17 protein-coding genes and 1 pseudogene are annotated in these 19953 nt (G+C 65.2%); 11 read left to right on the forward strand and 7 right to left on the reverse strand.

From position 1 onward, the window contains the following. Nucleotides 1–142: 142 nt before the first annotated feature. Entirely contained in the window at nt 143–631 is a 489-nt protein-coding gene (locus tag QFZ41_RS11975) for a GAF domain-containing protein (protein ID WP_429198983.1), read from the reverse strand. Between the two features lie 76 nt (nt 632–707). Here QFZ41_RS11975 and bioD point away from each other — a divergent pair, with 76 nt between their 5' ends. The 3 genes from bioD to dcp all read left to right on the forward strand — a co-directional run bounded on the left by bioD (nt 708) and on the right by dcp (nt 4086). Further along, nucleotides 708–1379 carry a dethiobiotin synthase gene (bioD, locus tag QFZ41_RS11980; protein WP_429198984.1) on the forward strand — a complete coding sequence of 224 codons (672 nt, stop codon included), beginning with the start codon at nt 708–710 and terminating at the stop codon, nt 1377–1379. A 37-nt stretch (nt 1380–1416) separates the two neighbouring features. Next, nucleotides 1417–1752 carry a hypothetical protein gene (locus QFZ41_RS11985; protein WP_429198985.1) on the forward strand — a complete coding sequence of 112 codons (336 nt, stop codon included), beginning with the start codon at nt 1417–1419 and terminating at the stop codon, nt 1750–1752. Nucleotides 1753–1905: 153 nt separating this feature from the next. Beyond that, on the forward strand, nt 1906–4086 hold the full coding sequence (dcp, locus tag QFZ41_RS11990; RefSeq protein ID WP_429198986.1) for a peptidyl-dipeptidase Dcp: 2181 nt from the start codon (nt 1906–1908) through the stop codon (nt 4084–4086). A gap of 136 nt (nt 4087–4222) precedes the next feature. Here the strand turns inward: dcp and QFZ41_RS11995 are convergent, their stop codons facing one another. The 4 genes from QFZ41_RS11995 to putA form a co-directional block, all read right to left on the reverse strand. Then, nucleotides 4223–4687 carry a hypothetical protein gene (locus QFZ41_RS11995; RefSeq protein WP_429198987.1) on the reverse strand — a complete coding sequence of 155 codons (465 nt, stop codon included), beginning with the start codon at nt 4685–4687 and terminating at the stop codon, nt 4223–4225. A gap of 150 nt (nt 4688–4837) precedes the next feature. Beyond that, a complete protein-coding gene (locus tag QFZ41_RS12000; RefSeq protein WP_429198988.1) occupies nt 4838–5440 on the reverse strand; it encodes a hypothetical protein in 603 nt (200 codons plus the stop codon). Between the two features lie 117 nt (nt 5441–5557). Further along, nucleotides 5558–6019, reverse strand: coding sequence for a DUF2599 domain-containing protein (locus QFZ41_RS12005; protein ID WP_429198989.1), 462 nt, complete (start codon nt 6017–6019; stop codon nt 5558–5560). Between the two features lie 159 nt (nt 6020–6178). Continuing rightward, the gene (gene putA / locus QFZ41_RS12010) at nt 6179–9343 is read right to left on the reverse strand and encodes a bifunctional proline dehydrogenase/L-glutamate gamma-semialdehyde dehydrogenase PutA (protein WP_429200225.1); all 3165 of its coding nucleotides are present in this window, start codon (nt 9341–9343) and stop codon (nt 6179–6181) included. A gap of 298 nt (nt 9344–9641) precedes the next feature. On the opposite strand from putA, the gene QFZ41_RS12015 reads away from it, so the two are divergent. From QFZ41_RS12015 to QFZ41_RS12035, 5 genes and pseudogenes are all read left to right on the forward strand, one after another. Then, nucleotides 9642–10124: a DUF2244 domain-containing protein gene (locus QFZ41_RS12015; protein ID WP_429198990.1), complete on the forward strand. Its 483-nt coding sequence runs from the start codon at nt 9642–9644 to the stop codon at nt 10122–10124. Between the two features lie 20 nt (nt 10125–10144). Next, nucleotides 10145–11044 (forward strand): cytochrome c oxidase subunit II, encoded by a 900-nt coding sequence (coxB, locus tag QFZ41_RS12020; RefSeq protein ID WP_429198991.1) that lies wholly within the window; start codon nt 10145–10147, stop codon nt 11042–11044. A 33-nt stretch (nt 11045–11077) separates the two neighbouring features. Further along, nucleotides 11078–12691, forward strand: a complete 1614-nt coding sequence (gene ctaD / locus QFZ41_RS12025; protein WP_306849197.1) for a cytochrome c oxidase subunit I — start codon at nt 11078–11080, stop codon at nt 12689–12691. Nucleotides 12692–12694: 3 nt separating this feature from the next. Beyond that, on the forward strand, nt 12695–12820 hold the full coding sequence (locus tag QFZ41_RS12030; protein ID WP_371022447.1) for a hypothetical protein: 126 nt from the start codon (nt 12695–12697) through the stop codon (nt 12818–12820). Between the two features lie 35 nt (nt 12821–12855). After that, nucleotides 12856–13747 (forward strand): annotated as a pseudogene (locus QFZ41_RS12035) (cytochrome c oxidase subunit 3). A gap of 7 nt (nt 13748–13754) precedes the next feature. On the opposite strand, the gene ilvA reads toward QFZ41_RS12035, so the two are convergent. Beyond that, nucleotides 13755–15290: a threonine ammonia-lyase, biosynthetic gene (gene ilvA / locus QFZ41_RS12040; RefSeq protein ID WP_429198992.1), complete on the reverse strand. Its 1536-nt coding sequence runs from the start codon at nt 15288–15290 to the stop codon at nt 13755–13757. A gap of 409 nt (nt 15291–15699) precedes the next feature. Between ilvA and QFZ41_RS12045 the strand changes: the two genes are divergently transcribed. Beyond that, entirely contained in the window at nt 15700–16197 is a 498-nt protein-coding gene (locus QFZ41_RS12045) for a hypothetical protein (protein ID WP_429198993.1), read from the forward strand. Between the two features lie 103 nt (nt 16198–16300). Beyond that, nucleotides 16301–18898: a TIM-barrel domain-containing protein gene (locus QFZ41_RS12050; protein WP_429198994.1), complete on the forward strand. Its 2598-nt coding sequence runs from the start codon at nt 16301–16303 to the stop codon at nt 18896–18898. Nucleotides 18899–18958: 60 nt separating this feature from the next. Here QFZ41_RS12050 and QFZ41_RS12055 read toward each other — a convergent pair whose 3' ends face one another. Then, a complete protein-coding gene (locus QFZ41_RS12055) occupies nt 18959–19195 on the reverse strand; it encodes a twin transmembrane helix small protein (RefSeq protein ID WP_072322441.1) in 237 nt (78 codons plus the stop codon). Nucleotides 19196–19236: 41 nt separating this feature from the next. Between QFZ41_RS12055 and QFZ41_RS12060 the strand changes: the two genes are divergently transcribed. Next, entirely contained in the window at nt 19237–19947 is a 711-nt protein-coding gene (locus tag QFZ41_RS12060) for an SURF1 family protein (protein WP_429198995.1), read from the forward strand. The last annotated feature ends 6 nt before the right edge of the window (nt 19948–19953 follow it).

The raw sequence follows: 19953 nt of genomic DNA on the forward strand, positions 1-19953 counted from the left end.
TGGTCCGGCCTATAACCTGCCTACCTTCGGGTGGGAAGCGGCCTTGGCCGCGATTGAGTGCTTGCGGCAAGACCGAATCGCGGCCAAGGCCGCTTCCCACCCCAGGGATTGCTTCCCACCCCGGCGGTAGGAAAAGGTTCGTCTAGGCCAGCGTCGCCATGAAGACGCGGCACAACGCTTCCATCCCCTTGCGATCCTCGTCGTCGAAGCGGGCGACCGACGGGCTGTCGACGTCCCACACGCCGAACAGGCTGCCGTCGGCCTTCACGAGCGGCACCACGATTTCTGAATTCGAGGCCGCGTCGCAGGCGATGTGGCCGTCGAACTCGTGCACGTCGCGAATCACCTGCGTTTCCCGTGTCTGTGCGGCCGTACCGCAGACACCACGGCCCAGAGCGATGCGAATGCAGGCCGGCTTGCCCTGGAACGGGCCGACGACCAGCTCCGTGCCGTCGAACAGGTAGAAGCCCGCCCAGTTGAGATCGGGCAAGGCGTCGTACACGAGAGCGGCGAAATTGGCGGCGTTGGCGATGGTATTCGGCTCGCCATGCATCAGGCCCGTGGCTTGCTGGACCAACTCGGCGTACAGGGTGGCCTTGTCGTCGGTGGCGATGGCCTTGGTTTCGAACATGGCGGTTCCCGGGGGGTGATTCGTGGGCGAAGCGGTGTATGGTGCCACGTCCCGATTTCCGCAAGGCCGTTGCACGATGTCGCGCCATCTCTTCGTCGCCGGTACCGACACCGGTATCGGCAAGACGCACGCTGCCCAGACCCTCGTCCACGCCTTCCGCCGGGCGGGTGAGCGCGTGGCGGGCATGAAGCCCGTGGCCAGTGGTTCCGCCCGGAGCCCGGGGGGCATGCGCAACCAGGACGCCCTCGATTTGCAGACCGCCAGTGCACCGCCTCCCGTCTATGAACGGGTCAATCCCGTGGCGCTGGAGGAAGCGGTCGCGCCGCACCTGGCCGCCTCGCGCGCCGGACGTGTGATCGACTGGCCGCCGCTCGATGCCGCCTTCCAGTCACTGGTGCGTGACTACGACCGCGTCGTGGTCGAAGGCGTGGGTGGCTGGATGGTGCCGCTGGCGGCAGGCATGTCGACCGAAGACATGCCTTCGCGCTGGGACCTGCCCGTGGTGCTCGTGGTCGGCGTACGCCTGGGTTGCATCAGCCACGCGCGCCTCACGGCACGGGCGATACAGGCCGACGGTTGCCGGCTGGCGGGATGGATCGCCAACGTGATCGAGCCGACGATGCCCCTGCTGGAGGAAAACATCCAGACGTTGCGCGAGTACCTGCCGGCACCGTGCCTGGGCGTGCTGCCCTACCGCGTGGCGCCTGCCGATGCGGCTGTTCTCCTCGACCTCGGTCCGCTGGGCTGACGGCCCCTTCACGCGTTTCATCCTAACTAGTCGGGTCATGACCACCTACTATCTTTCCGTCAAGGACATGAGCAAGGCGAAGGGCCCGGACCCCGAGCTTTCCTTCGAAGGCATCGGCCCGGAAAAGCTGGCGGCCGACATCGCCGCGGCGATGCGTAGCGACAACCTGTTCCAGCGCTGGCGCGCCAAGCAGCCGGAACCGGACGAGGTCGATCCTGGCCTCGGCGTCACCGATGCGTCCGCCTCCGCCACGGGTGAACTGTCGAACGACCGCAACGACGTCAAGCTGACCACCTCGTTGCCGATGCGGATCGTGAAGCACCGTCTGAACCTGCTGATTGGGTCGAGCTGGGAGCTTCGCGACACCCGGTAAGACATCGCCGACAGGGTCGGCTCCCACCAGGCTTCCTCAGCTCGGTGGGAGCCGACCCTGTCGGCGATAGAACGCCCTGACGGATGGCGGTTGTTCCGGATACGCCACCGCGGCTAGAGTCGGTGACTTTCACCGTCAGGGGATACCTCGACCATGCTCAAGGTCCGCACACTCGTGATCGCCACTTCGATCGCCCTTACCGCCGCTTGCTCGTCCTCGAACGAGGCCGACAAGGCTTCGGCGCCCGCATCGCCGGGAAGTGCCCCCGCTCCCGCGACGACCACGGCATCCGCAGCGCACGAAAACCTGTTGCTGACCCAGAGCACGTTGCCATTCCAGGCGCCGCCGTTCGACAAGATCGTCGACGCCGACTTCCAGCCCGCGCTGGAAGAGGGCATGAAGCAGCAGTTGGCCGAGGTCGAGGCCATCGCCAACGCGCCCGAGGAGCCCACCTTCGAGAACACCATCGTCGCGCTGGAGAAAACGGGCGTCCTCCTCAAGCGTGTCGAGAACGTGTTCAGCACGCTGACCGGTGCCAACACCAACGACACCTTGCAGAAGGTCGAGGAAGAGGAGTCGCCCAGGCTCGCCGCGCATAGCGATGCGATCTACCTCAACGACAAGCTGTTCAAGCGTGTGGAAGCGCTCTACGAAAAGCGTGCCACGCTGAACCTCGATCCGGAATCCGCGCGTCTCCTCCAGGTGACCTACGACGGCTTCGTCCATGAGGGCGCGAAGCTTTCCGAAGCGGACAAGGACAAGCTCAAGGAGCTGAACAAGGAAGAGTCGACGCTCAGCACGAAGTTCACCAACCAGCTGCTTGCCGCGACCAAGGCCGCCGCGCTGGTGGCCGACGACAGGAAGGCGCTGGACGGCATGTCCGATGCCGACATCGAAGCCGCCGCCGCGGCCGCCAAGGATCGTCAACTCGACGGCAAGTTCGTGGTGACCTTGCAGAACACGACACAGCAGCCGGCGCTGCAGGCGATGAACGATCGCGCCACGCGCGAGAAGTTGTTCAAGGCCTCGTGGGAGCGCGCCGAACACGGCGACGCCAACGACACGCGGCAGATCATCACGCGCATCGCACAGCTGCGCGCCGACCGCGCGAAGCTGCTCGGATTCCCGAACTACGCGGCGTGGAAGCTCGACGACCAGATGGCGAAGACGCCCGAAGCCGCCGAGAAGTTCATGGAACGCCTGGCACCCGCCGCCGTCGCCCGTGCGACAGCGGAATCGAAGGATATCCAGCAAGTGATCGACCAGGAGAAGGGCGGTTTCCAGGTGCAGGCCTGGGATTGGGACCACTACGCCGAGAAGGTGCGCAAGGCCAGGTACGACCTGGACGAAGCGCAGATCAAGCCGTACTTCGAGCTCGACAACGTGCTGCAGAACGGCGTGTTCTACGCGGCCACCCAGCTCTACGGCATCACCTTCAAGGAGCGCAAGGACATCCCGGTGTGGCAGCCGGACGTGCGCGTGTTCGAGGTGTTCGACAAGGACGGTACCTCGATGGCGCTGTTCTACTGTGACTACTTCAAGCGCGACAACAAGAACGGCGGCGCGTGGATGAGCAACCTCGTCGACCAGTCGAAGCTCTTCGGCACGAAGCCGGTGGTGTACAACGTCGCCAACTTCACCAAGCCGGCCGCGGGCCAGCCGGCGCTGCTGTCGTTCGATGACGTGACCACGATGTTCCATGAGTTCGGTCACGCGTTGCATGGCCTGTTCGCCGACGCGCGATACCCATCGCTTTCCGGCACCAGCACCGCACGCGATTTCGTCGAGTTTCCCTCGCAGTTGAACGAACAGTGGGCATCCGATCCGCAGGTATTCGCCCACTACGCGAAGCACTACCAGACGGGCGCGCCCATGCCGGCCGAACTGGTGGAGAAGATCAAGAAGGCGCGCAGCTTCAACCAGGGCTACGCGATGAGCGAGTTGATTTCCGCCGCCCTGCTGGACATGCAGTGGCACATGCTGCCGCCGGGCGGTGCCAAGCAGGACGTGGACACGTTCGAAGCCAACGCGCTCAAGCATGCGGGCTTCACGTTGCCGCAGGTGCCGCCGCGCTACCGCTCCAGCTATTTCCAGCACATCTGGGGTAACGGCTACGCCGCGGGCTACTACGCCTACCTGTGGACGCAGATGCTCGATTCCGATGCCTTCCAGTGGTTCAAGGAACACGGCGGCCTCACCCGTGAGAACGGCCAGATCTTCCGCGACAAGATCCTGTCCCGTGGCAACACGGTCGAACTCGGCAAGCTCTATCGCGATTTCCGCGGCAAGGACCCGAGCATCGAGCCCATGCTGAAGGACCGCGGCCTCAAGTGATCAAACCTGGTGGGAGCCGATCTTTGATCAACCCTGGTGGGAGCCGACCCTGTCGGCGATCCCGCGGCAGCGGGCCAGGGTGCGGCAAGCACCCATCGCCGACAGGGTCGGCTCCCACCCGGCTCTTTCTGAAGCGCTATTCGGCCAGCGGCGAGGTCATTTCAACGCCATCGACATAAGCACCCGCCTGGAGTTGCAAGGACAGGCGGGAGAACGACATGCCGTTCGGCACGCTCATGCCGAGGCGCACGCGGTGGCCCGCCGTGCTGTGTTGGATCGTGAGAGCCTGGCGTTGCGTTCCGTCCTGGCCGTAGAGGATGGCCACCGAGGTCAACGTCGACGCGCTCGGCGGCATCACGACCGTGAAGTCGACGCGGCGACGCGGTTCGTTGAAGGACAGGTGCAGCGATGCGGGCCCTCCGTTATCGATCGCCCCGAGCGCAAGGCCGGACGCGAGTTCATCCGAAGGCGTCACGCGCTTGATGATCGCGCTGGTGCCGAGGGCGGTCTCCACACGGAAATGCTCAAGGTCGACGATCTGGCCTGGCTGGACGAGCCCTGCGGGAGCGTCGTCGAATGTTTCGATATCGAGTGCTTGCATCGACCACGCGGCGCCTGGAATAAGCGCGGCGAGTGCCGAAAGCGTTGCGGGTAATACATGGCGTTTCAAATCATTCCTCCCTGGAATGGTGCTGCGGCCTCGATTGGCCACTCGCAGCATAGCAACGCGCGGCGGGCATTCGCGGCGGGATCAGGGCGACAGGGAGATGCTGGCGATCTGGATCAGGCCGCCTCGCCATGCGATGCCTTGCAGTTCGCAGAGCGGGTCGGCGCGGTATTCGAGGGTCGTCCACAGGCTGCCGCGGGTGTCGCCTCGCGTGCCCCTTGGTCGAAGGATGTTGATGGCTTGCACTTCGTCGAAGCGGCGGTGGTCGAGCAGGCCGATGTGCACGTCTCCCGTCGTGTTCACGGTACGCAACGTGCAGCGAACGCGGCCGTACGCATGCCGGAAGATCAGGCGGCAATCGTTCGACGAGCCGCGCCGGCCGGTCAGGACATTGCCATCGTCGGATTGCTCGATGATCGCATCGGTCTCGCCAGCGACGATCACGAGCGCGGGAAGCGCGAGCATCTCGCCCGCCCTGATGAGGCCAAGGTGCTCATCGTCGAAGCGCTGCTCCACGGCACACGGCCCCAGCGTGCCGCCCTGGTCTTCCAGCAGCGAACGTAGCCGCGGGCCGTCCCACGCATGGGTACTTCCGGAACGATCTCGCTGCGCTTGCCGTGGTGCCGCCGGCAGTGCGCCCTGGAAGCTTTTCGGTGGTACCCGCGTGACTCGTAGCGGCAACGTCATGTCGCAACCCTCCCTGGTGATCCGCGCCTGCCTCCGGCTGGCCCGATGAACCGCTAGCTAAGCAAGACGCTCACGCGTCCCGCAATAGGCCTTAGGGCGTAGGCGCACGCAGATCGATCAGTCGTACGGCAGATCGGGGGTTGCTGTGGAGGGGTTGCACTCCGCCGCCTCGGTGTTCGCGAGGCCGACGTAAGGACGGTCGGGCTCGATGTTCCACGTTGGCTTGTCGGGAAACAGCTTCGCATGGCATTCCAACTGATTGATCGCCCCGAACAGGTTCGCGGTAAGGCGGGGATTGCCGCCGAACTTCTTGATGGCTTCCAGGATCAGCGAGTCGATCTCTGCGCCCACGACCTTGCGTCCGCAGTCGGTGGGCGTAATCTCGAGCACCGGTCCGTATTCGTCGAGTTTCCACGTGCCACCGGCGATATACGGTGGTGGGCAGTCGGGAGCCACCGGGGACGGCTTGGTCTGTGCCGCCCTGGCGGGACCGCCGTCTGACCCCTGGCATCCGGAGAGGGATGCGAGTGCGAATGCGAGAACGAGGCCGCTGGCCATCTTCCGTGTACCGACGTGCATCGGAATTCCTTTCCTTGGATGCTCGCGATGAGCGACCGGAATCGTACCCCGGCCGGCCGGTCCATGGAGATCGATCGAAAAAGGCCGCTCCCGTTACCGGAAGCGGCCTTCGCCATCGCGCTGCCGAATTGGCTTGGCGATCGTCCGTCCGCGGACGCCTTACTCGCCGATCGTCAGCAGCGACGCATTGCCGCCGGCCGCCGTGGTGTTGATCGTGAGCGTGCGCTCGCCGGCGAAACGCAGCAGGTAGTGCGGACCGCCCGCCTTCGGGCCGGTGCCCGACAGGCCCTCGCCGCCGAACGGCTGCACGCCGACCACCGCGCCGATCTGGTTGCGGTTGACGTAGCAGTTGCCTACGCGGGCGCGGCTCTGGATGTACTCGATCGTGTCGTCGATGCGGCTGTGGATGCCCAGCGTGAGGCCGAAGCCGGTGCCGTTGATTTGCTCGACGACCTTGTCCAGTTCAGAGCCCTTCCAGCGGATCACGTGCAGCACCGGACCGAAGATCTCGCGGGTGAGCGTGGCCAGCGACGGAATCTCGTAAGCGCGCGGGGCGAAATACGTGCCGTGGGCTGTGGATTCCGGCAGGGCGACCTCGGCGATCTTCTTCGCCTCGCGATCCATGCGTGCTGCGTGGTCGACGAGGATCTTTCGAGCGTCCTCATCGATCACCGGACCCACGTCGGTCGACAGCAGGCCGGGATCGCCGACCTTCAGTTCGGCCATCGCGCCGGCGAGCATCGCGATCACCTTGTCGGCGATGTCTTCCTGCACGAACAGCACGCGCGCGGCGGAACAACGCTGGCCGGCGGACTGGAAGGCCGAGGCGATCACGTCCTTCACGATCTGCTCGGGCAGTGCCGAGGAGTCGGCGATCATCGCGTTCTGGCCGCCCGTCTCGGCGACCAGAGCGGCGATCGGCGCGTTACGCGCGGCCAGCGCGCGGTTGATCGCCCAGGCGGTCTCGGTCGAGCCGGTGAAGGCCACGCCGGCCACCCGTGGGTCGCGGGTGAGCGCGGCACCGACGGTGGCGCCGTCGCCCGGCAGATACTGCAGGACATCGACGGGAACACCCGCTGCGTGCAGGAGCTTCACCGCCGCATAGCCCACCAGCGAGGTCTGCTCGGCCGGTTTGGCGATCACCGAATTGCCCGCGGCGAGCGCGGCGGCCACCTGGCCGAGGAAGATCGCCAGGGGGAAGTTCCACGGGCTGATGCAGACGAACACGCCGCGGCCGTTGAGGAACAGCTGGTTGCTTTCGCCGGTGGGGCCCGGCAGTTGCTCGGGCTGGCCGAACAGTCGGCGCGCCATCGTGGCGTAGTAGCGCAGGAAGTCGGCGGCCTCGCGGATCTCGGCGATGGCGTCCGGCAGGCTCTTGCCCGCCTCGCGCACGCACAGCGCGATGAACTCCGCGCGGTTGTGCTCCAGCTGCTCGGCGGCGTGCTCGAGGATGGCGGCACGGCTCGCGGCCGGAAGGCGGTCCCAACCTGGCTGCGCCTTCACGGCGGCGGCCAGGGCCTGATCGACCAGGGCGGGGTCGGCGTTTTCCAAGGTACCGATGATGCGGCGGCGATCCGACGGATCGGTGACCTCGACCTTCGCTCCGCCCGTGCCCGCGCCGGCGACCAGCGGTGACGCGTTCCAGGGGCCGCTGTGCTTGTTGACGGCGTCGGCGAGTTCGTTGAGCTCGTTGTCGTTAGCGAAGTTCATGCCCATGGAGTTCTTCCGAAGTTCACCGTAGAGATTGACCGGCAAGGGGATGCGGGGGTGGGGAATGGAGGCGAAGGCGCGCACCGTTTCGCACGGATCGGCGACGAGATCGCGCACGGGCACGCTCTCGTCGACCACGCGATTGACGAAGCTGGTGTTCGCGCCGTTCTCGAGCAGGCGGCGGACCAGGTAGGGAAGCAGGTCTTCGTGGCTGCCGACCGGCGCGTAAACGCGGCAGGGCACGTTGAGCTTGTCCTTGCCGATCACTTCGGCATACAGGTCCGCACCCATGCCGTGCAGGCGCTGGTTCTCGTACGGGCGGCCCTGCGCGATGTGATGGATCGCGGCGATGGTGTGCGCGTTGTGCGTGGCGAACTGCGGGTAGATGGCGTCGCCGCCGGCGGCGAACAGGCGTCGTGCGCAGGCGAGGTAGGAGACGTCGGTGTTCGGCTTGCGCGTGTAGACCGGGTAGCCGGAGAGGCCGTTCTCCTGGGCGCGCTTGATCTCCGCGTCCCAGTAGGCGCCCTTCACCAGGCGCACGAACCAGCGGCGGCCCGTGGCGCGGGCTTTCTCGGTGACCCAGTCGATCACGAACGGCGCACGCTTCTGGTAGGCCTGGATGACGATGCCCAGGCCGTTCCAGCCTTCCAGCGACGGATGCTCGAAGACGTCGCCGATGATGTCCAGCGAGAGTTCGAGGCGATCGGCTTCCTCGGCGTCCACCGAGAGGGCGATGCCGTTCTTGAAGGCCAGTTGCGAGAGTTCGAGCAGCTTCGCGCCCAGTTCGGCGCGGGCACGGGCGCGATTGGCGACCTCGTAGCGCGGGTGCAGCGCCGAGAGTTTCACCGAGATCGACGGCGCTTCCAGGTTGTTCGGGAACGGGCCGCGCGCGCCGAGCGCATTGATCGCGTCACGGTAATCCTGCTGGTAGCGCTCCGCGGTGGCCTGGGTGAGCGCGGATTCGCCGAGCATGTCGTACGAATAGCGGTAGACCGCGTGCTCCTTCTCGGCGGAGCGGTCCAGCGCTTCCTTGATGGTGCGGCCCATCACGAACTGGTGGCCCATGATCCGCATGGCCTGGCGCACGGCCAGGCGCACCACCGGCTCGCCCGCGCGTCCGACGAGGCGGCGCAGGGCGGAGCTGAAGTCGTGGCGGGTTTCCTCGGCGAGGTTCACCAGGTGGCCGGTGAGCATCAGGCCCCAGGTGGAGGCGTTGACGAACAGCGACTCGCTGCGGCCCAGGTGTTTCTTCCAGTCGGCCTCGCCCAGCTTGTCGCGGATGAGCTTGTCGGCCGTGGCCTTGTCGGGGATGCGCAGCAGCGCCTCGGCGACGCACATCAGCAGCACGCCTTCCTCGGAGGAAAGGTCGTACTGGCGCATGAAGGATTCGACCGCGCTCTGGTCCTTGGCCCGTGCGCGGACGCGCGTGACCAGGCCGGCGGCCACGTCGATCACGTGCTCGCGTTCGGTGGGCGGCAGGGTGGCCTGGGCCAGCAGGTCGTTGACGGCCTCGGTTTCATCGCGCAGCCAGGCGGCCGTGATGCGCGCACGCGCCGGCTCGGCGCCGGTCGGGAGTTCGGAACGAAGGATGGTCGGGTTCACGTGGGTGTGCAGTACGAGGGAGACCGCCCATTGTAGGGGAGCACGGCCTTTCGTGGGTTATTGCGAAAGCGAGCCTGAAGAGCGTCAGGTGAGCAAGCCACGATGGGCAAACCAAGGTGGGAAGCGCGCTGGCGCGCGAATCAAGCCTTGCCGAGAGCCCGATCGCGCGCCAGCGCGCTTCCCACCGTGGCTTGCACGGGCTTTCCCGGGGCGTTTATTCGGCTGCCGCCGCGCCCTTCCAGATGCGGCAACTTGTCCGGGGCATCCATACCGCCCTATCATCCCAACGTTCCAGGCACGCCGGGTCCCCATGATCGTGCTTCGACCGACCGTCGCGGGTCAGCCGCGCGTGTTGTGGCTCCGGCCCAACCGTGCGTTGGACAAGCGCGGTCTGCGTCGACTCATCATCGGTCTGGCGGTGTTGGCCCTGGCGACGGCGTCGCTCGGTGCGTGGCAGGGGAATGTGTTCGCTCCCATGTTCGCCCTGGTGGAGGCCTTCGTCGTGGGGTTCGCGCTTGGCGCGGCCTGGCGGGCCGGCGGCAGGGGTGAACGTATCGCGATAGGGCCGGATACGCTGGAGGTTCGTGCCGTGCCGGGACACCGGACGGTGAAGTTCCAGACGTACTGGTTGAAGGTAGGGCTGGCACCGGGGGACGGACGAAAGCGTCTGTTGCTCACGTCGCACGGCAACGAGCTGGAAATCGGCGCCTTCCTTGGGGAAGAGGAAAGGGTCGAGGCGTCAAGGAAACTCATGGTGCTGCTGTCCGAAGTTTCCGGCCAGAGGCGCAGGTAGGTTCAACAAAGGTGCAAGACATGACATCTGGCGGCATCGGACGATCGGTATCGGCGTGGGCGGCGGGCGCCTTCGCGCTGTTCGGAGGGACGGCCTGGGCCAACCCGGAACCGAACCAGCTGAACATGACCAAGGGCGCCGCGGAGTGGTCGCCCTACGCCATGCACATGGTGGCCCTGTGGGTCTGCGTGGTGATCGGCATCGTCGTCTTCGGCGCCATGTTCGTGGCCATGTTCCGCTTCCGTAAGTCGCGCGGCGCCGTGGCCGAGAAGTGGTCGCACAGCACCAAGCTCGAGGTGGTCTGGACCGTCGTACCGGTCATCATCCTGATCTTCCTGGCGCACCTCGCGACCGGCGGCCTCACCTCGTTCGCCGACACCACCAACTCCGAGATGACCATCAAGGTCACCGGTTACCAGTGGAAGTGGCGCTACGACTACGTCGACTACAAGGGCAAGGGCGTCGACCAGGTCGGCTTCATGTCGAAGCTGGAAGAAACCTCCGACCGCACCCGCCAGCTGAAGTCCAACCTCGATCCGGACAAGATCCAGGTCGACGGGTATCACACCTACCTGCTGGACGTGGACAAGCCCCTCGTGGTCCCGGTCGGCACCAAGATCCGCTTCATCATCGTCGGCGGCGACGTCATCCACTCCTGGTGGGTACCGGCGCTGGGCTGGAAGATGGACGCGATCCCAGGCATCGCCAACGCGGCCTGGACCAAGATCAAGGAGCCCGGTGTCTACCGTGGCCAGTGCGCCGAACTTTGCGGCCAGGACCACGGCTTCATGCCGATCGTGGTCAAGGCCGTACCCAAGGCCGAATTCGAACAGTGGCTGGCGACGCAGGAAGACGAGGCCAAGGTACGCAAGGCCGCGCAGACCGCCCAGAACGCTCCCGCCCCGGCCCCCCAGGGTTAACCCGCTTACGTTTTAAGGTAGAGGTGCAAGGCCATGGCGCACGCAGCCACCCACGACCACCACGATCACCATGGAGCCCCGAAAGGGTTCTTCCAGCGATGGGTGATGTCCACGAACCACAAGGACATCGGTACGCTGTACCTGATCTTCTCGCTGACGATGTTCTTCATCGGCGGCGCTTTCGCGATGGTTATCCGCGCGGAACTGTTCAAGCCGGGCATGCAGCTCGTGCAACCGTATTTCTTCAACGAAATGACGACGATGCACGCGCTGGTGATGATCTTCGGCGCGATCATGCCCTCGTTCGTGGGCCTGGCGAACTGGATGATCCCGCTCATGGTCGGCGCGCCCGACATGGCGCTGCCGCGCATGAACAACCTGTCCTTCTGGATCATGCCGTTCGCGTTCATCCTGTTGCTGTCGACGCTGTTCATGCCGGGTGGCGGCCCCGCCGGCGGCTGGACGATGTACCCGCCGCTGTCGTTGCAGGGTGAGTCCATCGCGTACACGATCTTCGCCGTCCATCTCATGGGCATCAGCTCGATCATGGGTGCGATCAACATCATCGCCACCATCCTCAACATGCGCGCCCCGGGCATGGACCTGCTGAAGATGCCCGTCTTCGTGTGGAGCTGGCTCATCACGGCGTTCCTGCTGATCGCGGTGATGCCGGTGCTCGCCGGCGCGGTCACCATGCTGCTGACCGACAAGTACTTCCACACCAACTTCTTCAATGCCGCCGGCGGCGGCGACCCGGTGCTGTTCCAGCACATCTTCTGGTTCTTCGGGCATCCCGAGGTCTACATCATGATCCTGCCCGCGTTCGGGATCATCTCGGAGATCATCCCCACCTTCGCCCGCAAGCCGATCTTCGGCTATCGCGCGATGGTGTTCGCCATCGCCTCCATCGCCTTCCTCTCGTTCATCGTCTGGGCGCACCACATGTTCGCCGTGGGCCTGCCGATGGGCGCGGAGATCTTCTTCATGTACGCGACGATGCTGATCGCGGTGCCGACGGGCGTGAAGGTCTTCAACTGGGTCTCCACGATGTGGGGCGGCTCGATGACCTTCGAGACGCCGATGCTGTTCTCGATCGCCTTCGTGATCCTGTTCACCATCGGTGGTTTCTCGGGCCTGATGCTCGCCCTCGCTCCTGCCGACTTCCAGTACCACGACACCTATTTCGTCGTGGCCCACTTCCACTACGTGCTGGTGACCGGCGCCGCGTTCTCGATCATGGCCGCCGCGTATTACTGGATCCCGAAGTGGTCGGGCAACATGTACAGCGAGACCTGGGGCAAGATCCATTTCTGGTCCAGCGTGATCTCGGTCAACGTGCTGTTCTTCCCGCAGCACTTCCTGGGCCTTGCCGGCATGCCCCGCCGCATTCCCGACTACAACGTGGCCTTCGCCAACTTCAACATGATCAGCTCGATCGGCGGCTTCTGGTTCGGCGCCTCGCAGCTGATCTTCCTGGGCGTGGTGATCCACTGCGTGTTCTTCTCCAAGAAGAAGGCCGCCGACCGCTCGTGGGAAGGCGCCAAGGGCCTGGAGTGGACCGTGCCGTCGCCGGCCCCGTTCCACACCTTCGACGTGCCGCCGGTCATCCACGACGACGAGCTCGCCCACGGCAACACGGAACACTGATCGATGCAGGACATCACGGACATCGAGATGGAAGCGCGCCGCAAGCGCGCCCGCCGCACGGCACTCATCGCGGGCGGTTTCGCGGTGGCGGTGTTCCTGCTCTCGATCGTGCAGATGCTGAAGGTCTGACCGGCTAAAACAAGCGATATCCACGGGAAACCACCATGGGTCACCAGCAACAAGACGTCTATTTCGTACCGAGCAAGAGCTACTGGCCGATCGTGGCAGCGGTTTCCATGTTCGTCACCGTGTTCGGTGCCGCGCACTGGCTGAACGCGCAACCCGGCGAGGGCAGCTTCGGCAAGCCGCTGTTCTGGGTCGGCATCGCCATGATCCTTGGCATGTTCTTCGGCTGGTTCCGTTCGGTGATCAACGAGTCGCTGGCCGGCAACTACAACGGCCAGGTGGACCGCTCGTTCCGCATGGGCATGATGTGGGTTCATCTTCTCCGAAGTGATGTTCTTCGGTGCCTTCTTCGGCGCGCTGTTCTACGCGCGCCTGTTCGCGGTGCCCTGGCTGGGCGGCGAAGGCCACGGCGTGCTCACCCACCAGTTCGTCTGGCAGGGCTATGAGGCCGCATGGGGCGCCAGCGGTGGCGGTGGCCCGGAGAAGATCGGCGGCTCGTTCCAGACCATCCCGGCGTGGGGCTTGCCCCTGCTCAATACGCTGATCCTGCTGTCGTCCGGCGTGACCATCACCATCGCGCACCACGCGCTGAAGGCGGGCCATCGCAAGGCGCTGCTGATCGGCCTGGGCGCCACCGTGCTGCTGGGTTGCCTGTTCCTGTGGTTCCAGGCCCACGAATACGCGGAAGCCTACGAGCACTTCAACCTCACGCTCGGCAGCGGTGTCTACGGCGCCACGTTCTTCATGCTCACCGGGTTCCACGGCATGCACGTGACGCTGGGCACGATCATGCTGGCGATCATCTGGGTGCGTTGCGCGAAAGGCCACTTCTCCAAGGACGACCACTTCGGTTTCGAGGCGGTCGCGTGGTACTGGCATTTCGTCGACGTGGTCTGGCTGGCGCTGTTCCTCTTCGTCTACGTGCTCTGACCGGCGTTCAACGAAGGAACAGGCGATAGGCCGGGTTGGCGGTTTCCTCGCGATAGGGGTAGCCGAGCCGGTCGAGGAAACGGGTCAGCGCGGCGTCGTCCGCGCCGGCCTGGATGCCGACCAGGGTGGAGCTGCAATCGGCGCCCTGGTTCCGGTAGTGGAACAGGCTGATGTTCCACTCCGGCGACATCGAGCGGAGAAAGCGCATCAACGCGCCGGGACGCTCTGGGAACTCGAAACGGAATAACCGCTCGCCTTGTGCGTCCGTCGAGCGGCCGCCGACCATGTGGCGGATGTGCTGGGTCGCGAGTTCATCGCCGCCCAGGTTGACGACGGAGAAGCCGGCGGCCTCGAAGGTCGCGGCCAGGGGAACCTCTTCGGCCCTGTCGTCGATCTGCAAACCCACGAAGATCCGTGCCTTGTCGTCCGTTCCCAGGCGATAGTTGAACTCGGTGACGTTGCGCTCGCCGACCAGTTCGCAGAAATGCAGGAAGCTGCCGCGCTCCTCGGGAATGCTGACGGCGAAGATCGCCTCGCGCGATTCGCCCACGGCGGCGCGTTCGGCGATGAAGCGGATGCGATCGATGTTGAGGTTGGCACCCGAGGTGATCGCCACCAGGGTGAGCCGCCGCGCCCCGGCTTGCGATGCATATCTGCGCGCTCCCGCCACGGCCAGCGCGCCCGCCGGTTCGACGAAGCGTCGCGTGTCCTTGTAGATGTCCTTGATGGCCAGGCAGACCTCGTCCGTGTCGACGAGCATCACCTCGTCCAGGTAATCCCTGCACAACCGGAATGTCTCCTCGCCGACGAGTTTCACGGCCGTTCCATCGGAAAACAGACCGACTTCCGGCAACTCGACACGACGGCCTGCCTCGATCGATCTCGCCATCGCGCAGGAATCGTGGGTCTGCACGCCGATCACCCGGATATCCGGCCGTACCGCCTTCACGTAAGCGGCGACGCCGGCGGCAAGACTGCCGCCGCCGATGGGTACGAAGATGGCGTCGATGTGGCCCTGGTGCTGGCCGAGGATCTCCATGGCCACGGTGCCTTGCCCCGCGATCACGTCCGGATCGTCGAAGGCGGGAATGAAGGTCATGCCCCTTTCGCGCTGGAGCGCCAGCGCGTGCGCGAAGGCTTCGCTATACGACTCACCGGCTTCCACGACCTCGACCGTCGGGCCGCCGAAGCGGCGCGTGGCATCCACTTTGACGCGTGGAGCCGTCTGCGGCACGACGATGACCGCGGGCGCGCCGAGCTGTGCCGCCGACCAGGCGACGCCTTGCGCGTGATTACCCGCCGAGGCGGTGATGATTCCTCTCGCCAGTACATCGGCGGGAAGGCCGCTGATGCGGTTGTACGCGCCGCGCAGCTTGAACGACGATACCTGCTGGGTGTCTTCGCGCTTGAGCAGGATGTCGTGGCCCAGCTGCTCGGAGAGTACGGTGGCGTGCTGCAGTTCGGTACGCCGCGCGACGTCGTAGACGCGTGCATTGAGGATGCGGCGGAGGTAGTCGGCGGCGTCTGGGGCAGGGGCTTGCATCGAAACGTGTCTCCGGTCGAGCGGTGGGCCGGAGGCGGCTATGAAAAACCCGCCTCTGGGGGCGGGTTGTCGGTCACCTTGCGCGCGTGATTCAATCCACCATCGATGCGATGGCGATGCTAATCAGCGTAATGAGGTGGGACGGACGGTTCATGGGTCGATCCTCGCCCGGTGGTGGCTGGGTGTCAACTGCTCGTCGTTCTCGGCTTCGCCATCGTGGTGGCTTTGCGCTTCGAGGCGGGGGAGTCGTCGGGTACCGTTCTCTTCGCTAAGTCCTCGTTCGGCCTACGCCTACCTGCGGAATCGCTCTGAGAACGGTACCCGACGACTCCCCTTCGGACCGTGCCGCGGGTTGTGTGGCACGATCATCGCCAAGTGACCGCGGAGCGTCATATCAAGGAGAAAGTCAATGATCGATCGATTTGGGCGGCCTAGCCGACCCAGCACGTTTGCGATAATCGCAATTACCGCAAGCATCGTCGCCAACATGGCCGCTGCACCAATGGTGTTTGCCGTTCCGACCACAAATACCGTCTCAAGCGAATTGCCTGCACGATCCTCATTGACGCTGGCCCAGCGTGATGAAATCGAGGAAGTGCTCACTGGGATAGCACAGGACATCGTCTCGAATCAGGAGCGGATGGATGGGCAAGGCATCATTTCGAGCCCGGTGGTGCGCTTCAGCGAGGATGGAAAGTCGCTTATCGTCGACTTGGGTAAAGGATACGTTCCGAAGATCAACGGGGGTGAACTCGAGGATCGTTTGCGTGAGATCGAGACGCCGCTGACTTTCCACATGGAAAAGATCTTCCCTGTGTATAGGGTCGACTTCCTCTTCGATGGCAAGGACATTTACCACTACTTTCCCGGCGATGGACGTCCTTCGCCTCCGCCTAGCGGTAGCTGAGCTCCGGTCGGGTCAGTTCCGGTCCCACCTGAATTTGGATGGCTAACCCGGTTAAATCGATCTCATGCTAGGTTCGGACCTCCTTGAAAAGGGGAGGTCCCGCATGAAGATGTCTCGCCTGGTCGCACTCGCGGTGTTCGCGTGTGCCGCCACCGCGCCGCTGCACGCCACCGATGCGCCCGTCGTCAGCGGCCAAGCCCGCTTCACGGTGCTCACGCCACGCGTTATCCGCATGGAGTATTCGCCGAACGCGCAGTTCGAGGATGCGCCGTCGCTCGTCTTCGCCACGCGCGGCAGCGCGCCGGATGTGAAGGCCCGGGTCGATCATGAAAAGGGTTGGCTGGTCATTCGCACGGACGTGCTCACGCTTCGCTACAGGGAAGGCTCGGGCGCCTTCACGGCCGATAACCTCAGCATCGCGTCGAAGACGACGAAGCCGGCCATCGACTGGCACCCCGGCCTGAAGGAAACCGCCAACCTCGGCGGCACCGCGCGCACGCTCGACCAGGTGGATGGCGAGCGCCATGCGTCGGACAATTCGTTGCTCGACCTGGGCGACGGCCTGATCTCACGCGATGGATGGCATCTCGTCGACGATACCGGCAGCTTCGTGCTGGGCAACGAGAAACTGCCCTGGGTGCACCGCCGCGCCTGCCAGGACTCCACCGACTACACCTTCTTCGGCTACGGCCACGATTACACCGCGGCGCTCGGCGATTTCGCGCTGGTCGCGGGGCGTGAGCCGCTGCCGCCGCGCTACGCCTTCGGTTACTGGTGGTCGCGCTACTGGAATTACAGCGATGACGAACTGCGCGATCTCGTCGCCCACTTCAACCGCTACGGCATTCCGCTCGACGTCCTCGTCATCGACATGGACTGGCACCGTACCGACGGTCTTTCGTGGGTACACCCGAAGAAGGACATCAACGGCCAGAGCATGGGCTGGACGGGCTATACGTGGAACCGCAGCCTGTTCCCCGAGCCGGGCCGCCTGCTTCGCTGGCTCGGCGAGCAGGGGCTGAAGACGACGCTCAACCTGCATCCCGCGTCCGGCATCCTGCCCCACGAAGATGCCTATAAGGACTTCATGGCCGCATTGAAGGCCGATCCCGCGAAGCCGCTGCCGTTCGAAGCGGCCGATGCGACGTACATGGCCGCTTACTTCAGCACGGTGCTCGACCCCCTTCACGCCATGGGCGTGAGCTTTTGGTGGCTGGACTGGCAGCAGTGGAAGGAGTCGAAGGCCATGCCGGGCCTGTCGAATACGTGGTGGCTCAACCATGTGTTCTTCACCCACATGCAGGAGCAGGGCGACAAGCGCGCCCTGATCTACCACCGCTGGGGTGGCCTGGGTAACCATCGGTACCAAGTGGGCTTCTCCGGCGATTCGATCATCTCGTGGGGCTCGCTGGCGTTCCAGCCGCGCTTCACGGCCACCGCTTCAAACGTGTTGTATGGCTACTGGAGCCACGACCTGGGCGGGCACACCTTCCGCGACGAAAGCGATCCGGCCACGCGGCGCATCGATCCGGAGTTGTACATCCGCTGGATGCAGTTCGGCGCATGGAGTCCCATCATGCGCACGCACACGACCAAGAACCCGAATCTCACGAAGGAGCCGTGGCGCTTCGCGCCGGCGCAGTTCGATGCGCTGCGCGACACCGTGCTCACCCGCTATACCTTCCTGCCGTACACGTACACGATGGGACGCAAGGCGTACGACACGGGTGTCTCGCTGGTACGCCCGATGTACTACGCGTGGCCCGACAGCGACGAGGCTTACAAGGCGGCCGGCGAGTACATGTTCGGCGACGACCTGCTGATCTCGCCGGTGACCGCGGCAGGCGATGCCAACGGTTTTGCCACGCACGATACGTGGTTGCCGGCAGGGACCTGGTTCGACACCGTCGATGGCGGCATCGTGAAGGGCGGCCGCACGTTCGCCGGGCATTATCGCCTCGACGACGTGCCGGTATTCGCGCGCGCGGGGGCCATCATCCCGACCAACACCGATCCCACCGTCAGCGTGGCCCACGACCGTGGCGCGCGTACCTTGCGTGTTTATCCCGGTGGTAACGGCAAGGCGGAATTGTACGAGGACGCGGGTGACGACGAGGCCTACCGTACCGACGCGTTCGCACGCACGGTCCTCTCGTCCGAGTGGTCGAAACACGCGCTTCGCGTGAAGATCGCGCCGCGAGCCGGTAGCTATCCCGGCATGCCCGCGTCGCGCCAGTGGTCCGTGGACGTGGTGGGTTCGGCGATGCCGTCGAGCGTCACCGTCGACGGGGTGAAGCTCAGCCGCTCCGACGACGCCAAGCCCGGCACCTGGCGCCTCACCGGAAAGGACCTCACGCTGCACGTGACCCTCCCCGAGCAAGGCTACGACAGCGCTCAGGTCGTCGAGGTCAACTGGCCCGCCAACGCGCCGGACGTCAACGGCCTCGTGGGCCAGATGCGCGACGTGCGCGAGGCGGTGGCATGGCTTAAAGCGCACTGGCAAGACGTGAACGGCGTTCCCGACAATGTCTCGCTCGCCGCGCAGGCCGATCTGCTGATCGATTACCGCCCGGAGCGGTTCGCGGAGGAAGTCGCGGCCTTCCGTAAACGCTATGCGCTGCTGGACAAGGCGCTGGAACAGGGTGGCGTGCCGGCCGACATGCGCGCGACGTTCAGGGCCCGGCTGGGCGCGAGTCGCTGATCCGGCGGCGCGGTGCGGCACCGATTGCCGCACCGCGCCTTGGTCTTCCCGGCGCAGGCGCTAGAATTGGCCTACCCCGTGGGGGTGCAGCCAGCCCATGAAGATGCCCAGCGCCACCATGGCGATGAGCAGCAACGACAGGCCGATGCGACGGGTGAGGGCCCAGACGGTGCGTTTGCTCTGTCCCTTGTCGGTCATCATGAAGAACAGCGCCTGCCCGAGGTTGAACAGCACCACCAGCAGCAGGATCACCAGCGCGTATTTGTAGATGGTTTCCACGTGACCGTTCCGCCCCATTTCGACAATCCGAGTATAGCGGTCACCACGCAGGGTCTTGCATGACCTTCCTGCGCCGCCCGACGTGGTTCGCTGTCGCACTCACGGTGGCAGGGATCCTGGTTTTCGTGCGCCTGGGCGTCTGGCAGTTGGATCGCGCCGACGAGAAGGACGAGCTCCTGCGGCGGTTCGCCGCATCCGCCGCGGCCGACGTCGAGGACTTCGGCGCGGTGGCCGAGGTTCCGCCCGGCGACCGCTACCCGCGGGTCGACGTTCGCGGCGCCTTCGTACCCGGCCATTACTACCTGCTTGACGACCAGACCCACGGCGGCAAGGTGGGAGTCCATGTCTATGCGCCGTTCGCGCCCCGTGGCAAGGACCCCTACCTGCTGGTCGACCTCGGCTTCCTGCCCAAGGAATCCGGCGCGAATCCCCGGTTGCCGCCCTTGCCGCCCGGCGAGACGGAGATCCATGGGCTCTACGTGCCACCGCCGGGGGTGGGGATACGCATGGGCGGCGATCGCCTGCCGTTGCAGAAGGGCGGGGAAAAGACGCTCGTCTACATCGATATCGGGGAAATCGGGGCCGACCTGGGGCGCTCGCTGTATCCTCGCGTGCTCCTGCTGGACGCCGATCCGGCAAGCATCTATACGCGCGACTGGACGCCGGGCTTCATGCCACCGGCGCGCCATCGCGCCTACGCATTCCAGTGGTTCACCTTCGCCTTGGCGGCGCTGGTGATCTTCGTCCTCCTGCACCGCAAGCGACGCTGAATAGCG

It is taken from the genome of Luteibacter sp. W1I16 (assembly GCF_050434905.1).
Classification (GTDB): domain Bacteria; phylum Pseudomonadota; class Gammaproteobacteria; order Xanthomonadales; family Rhodanobacteraceae; genus Luteibacter.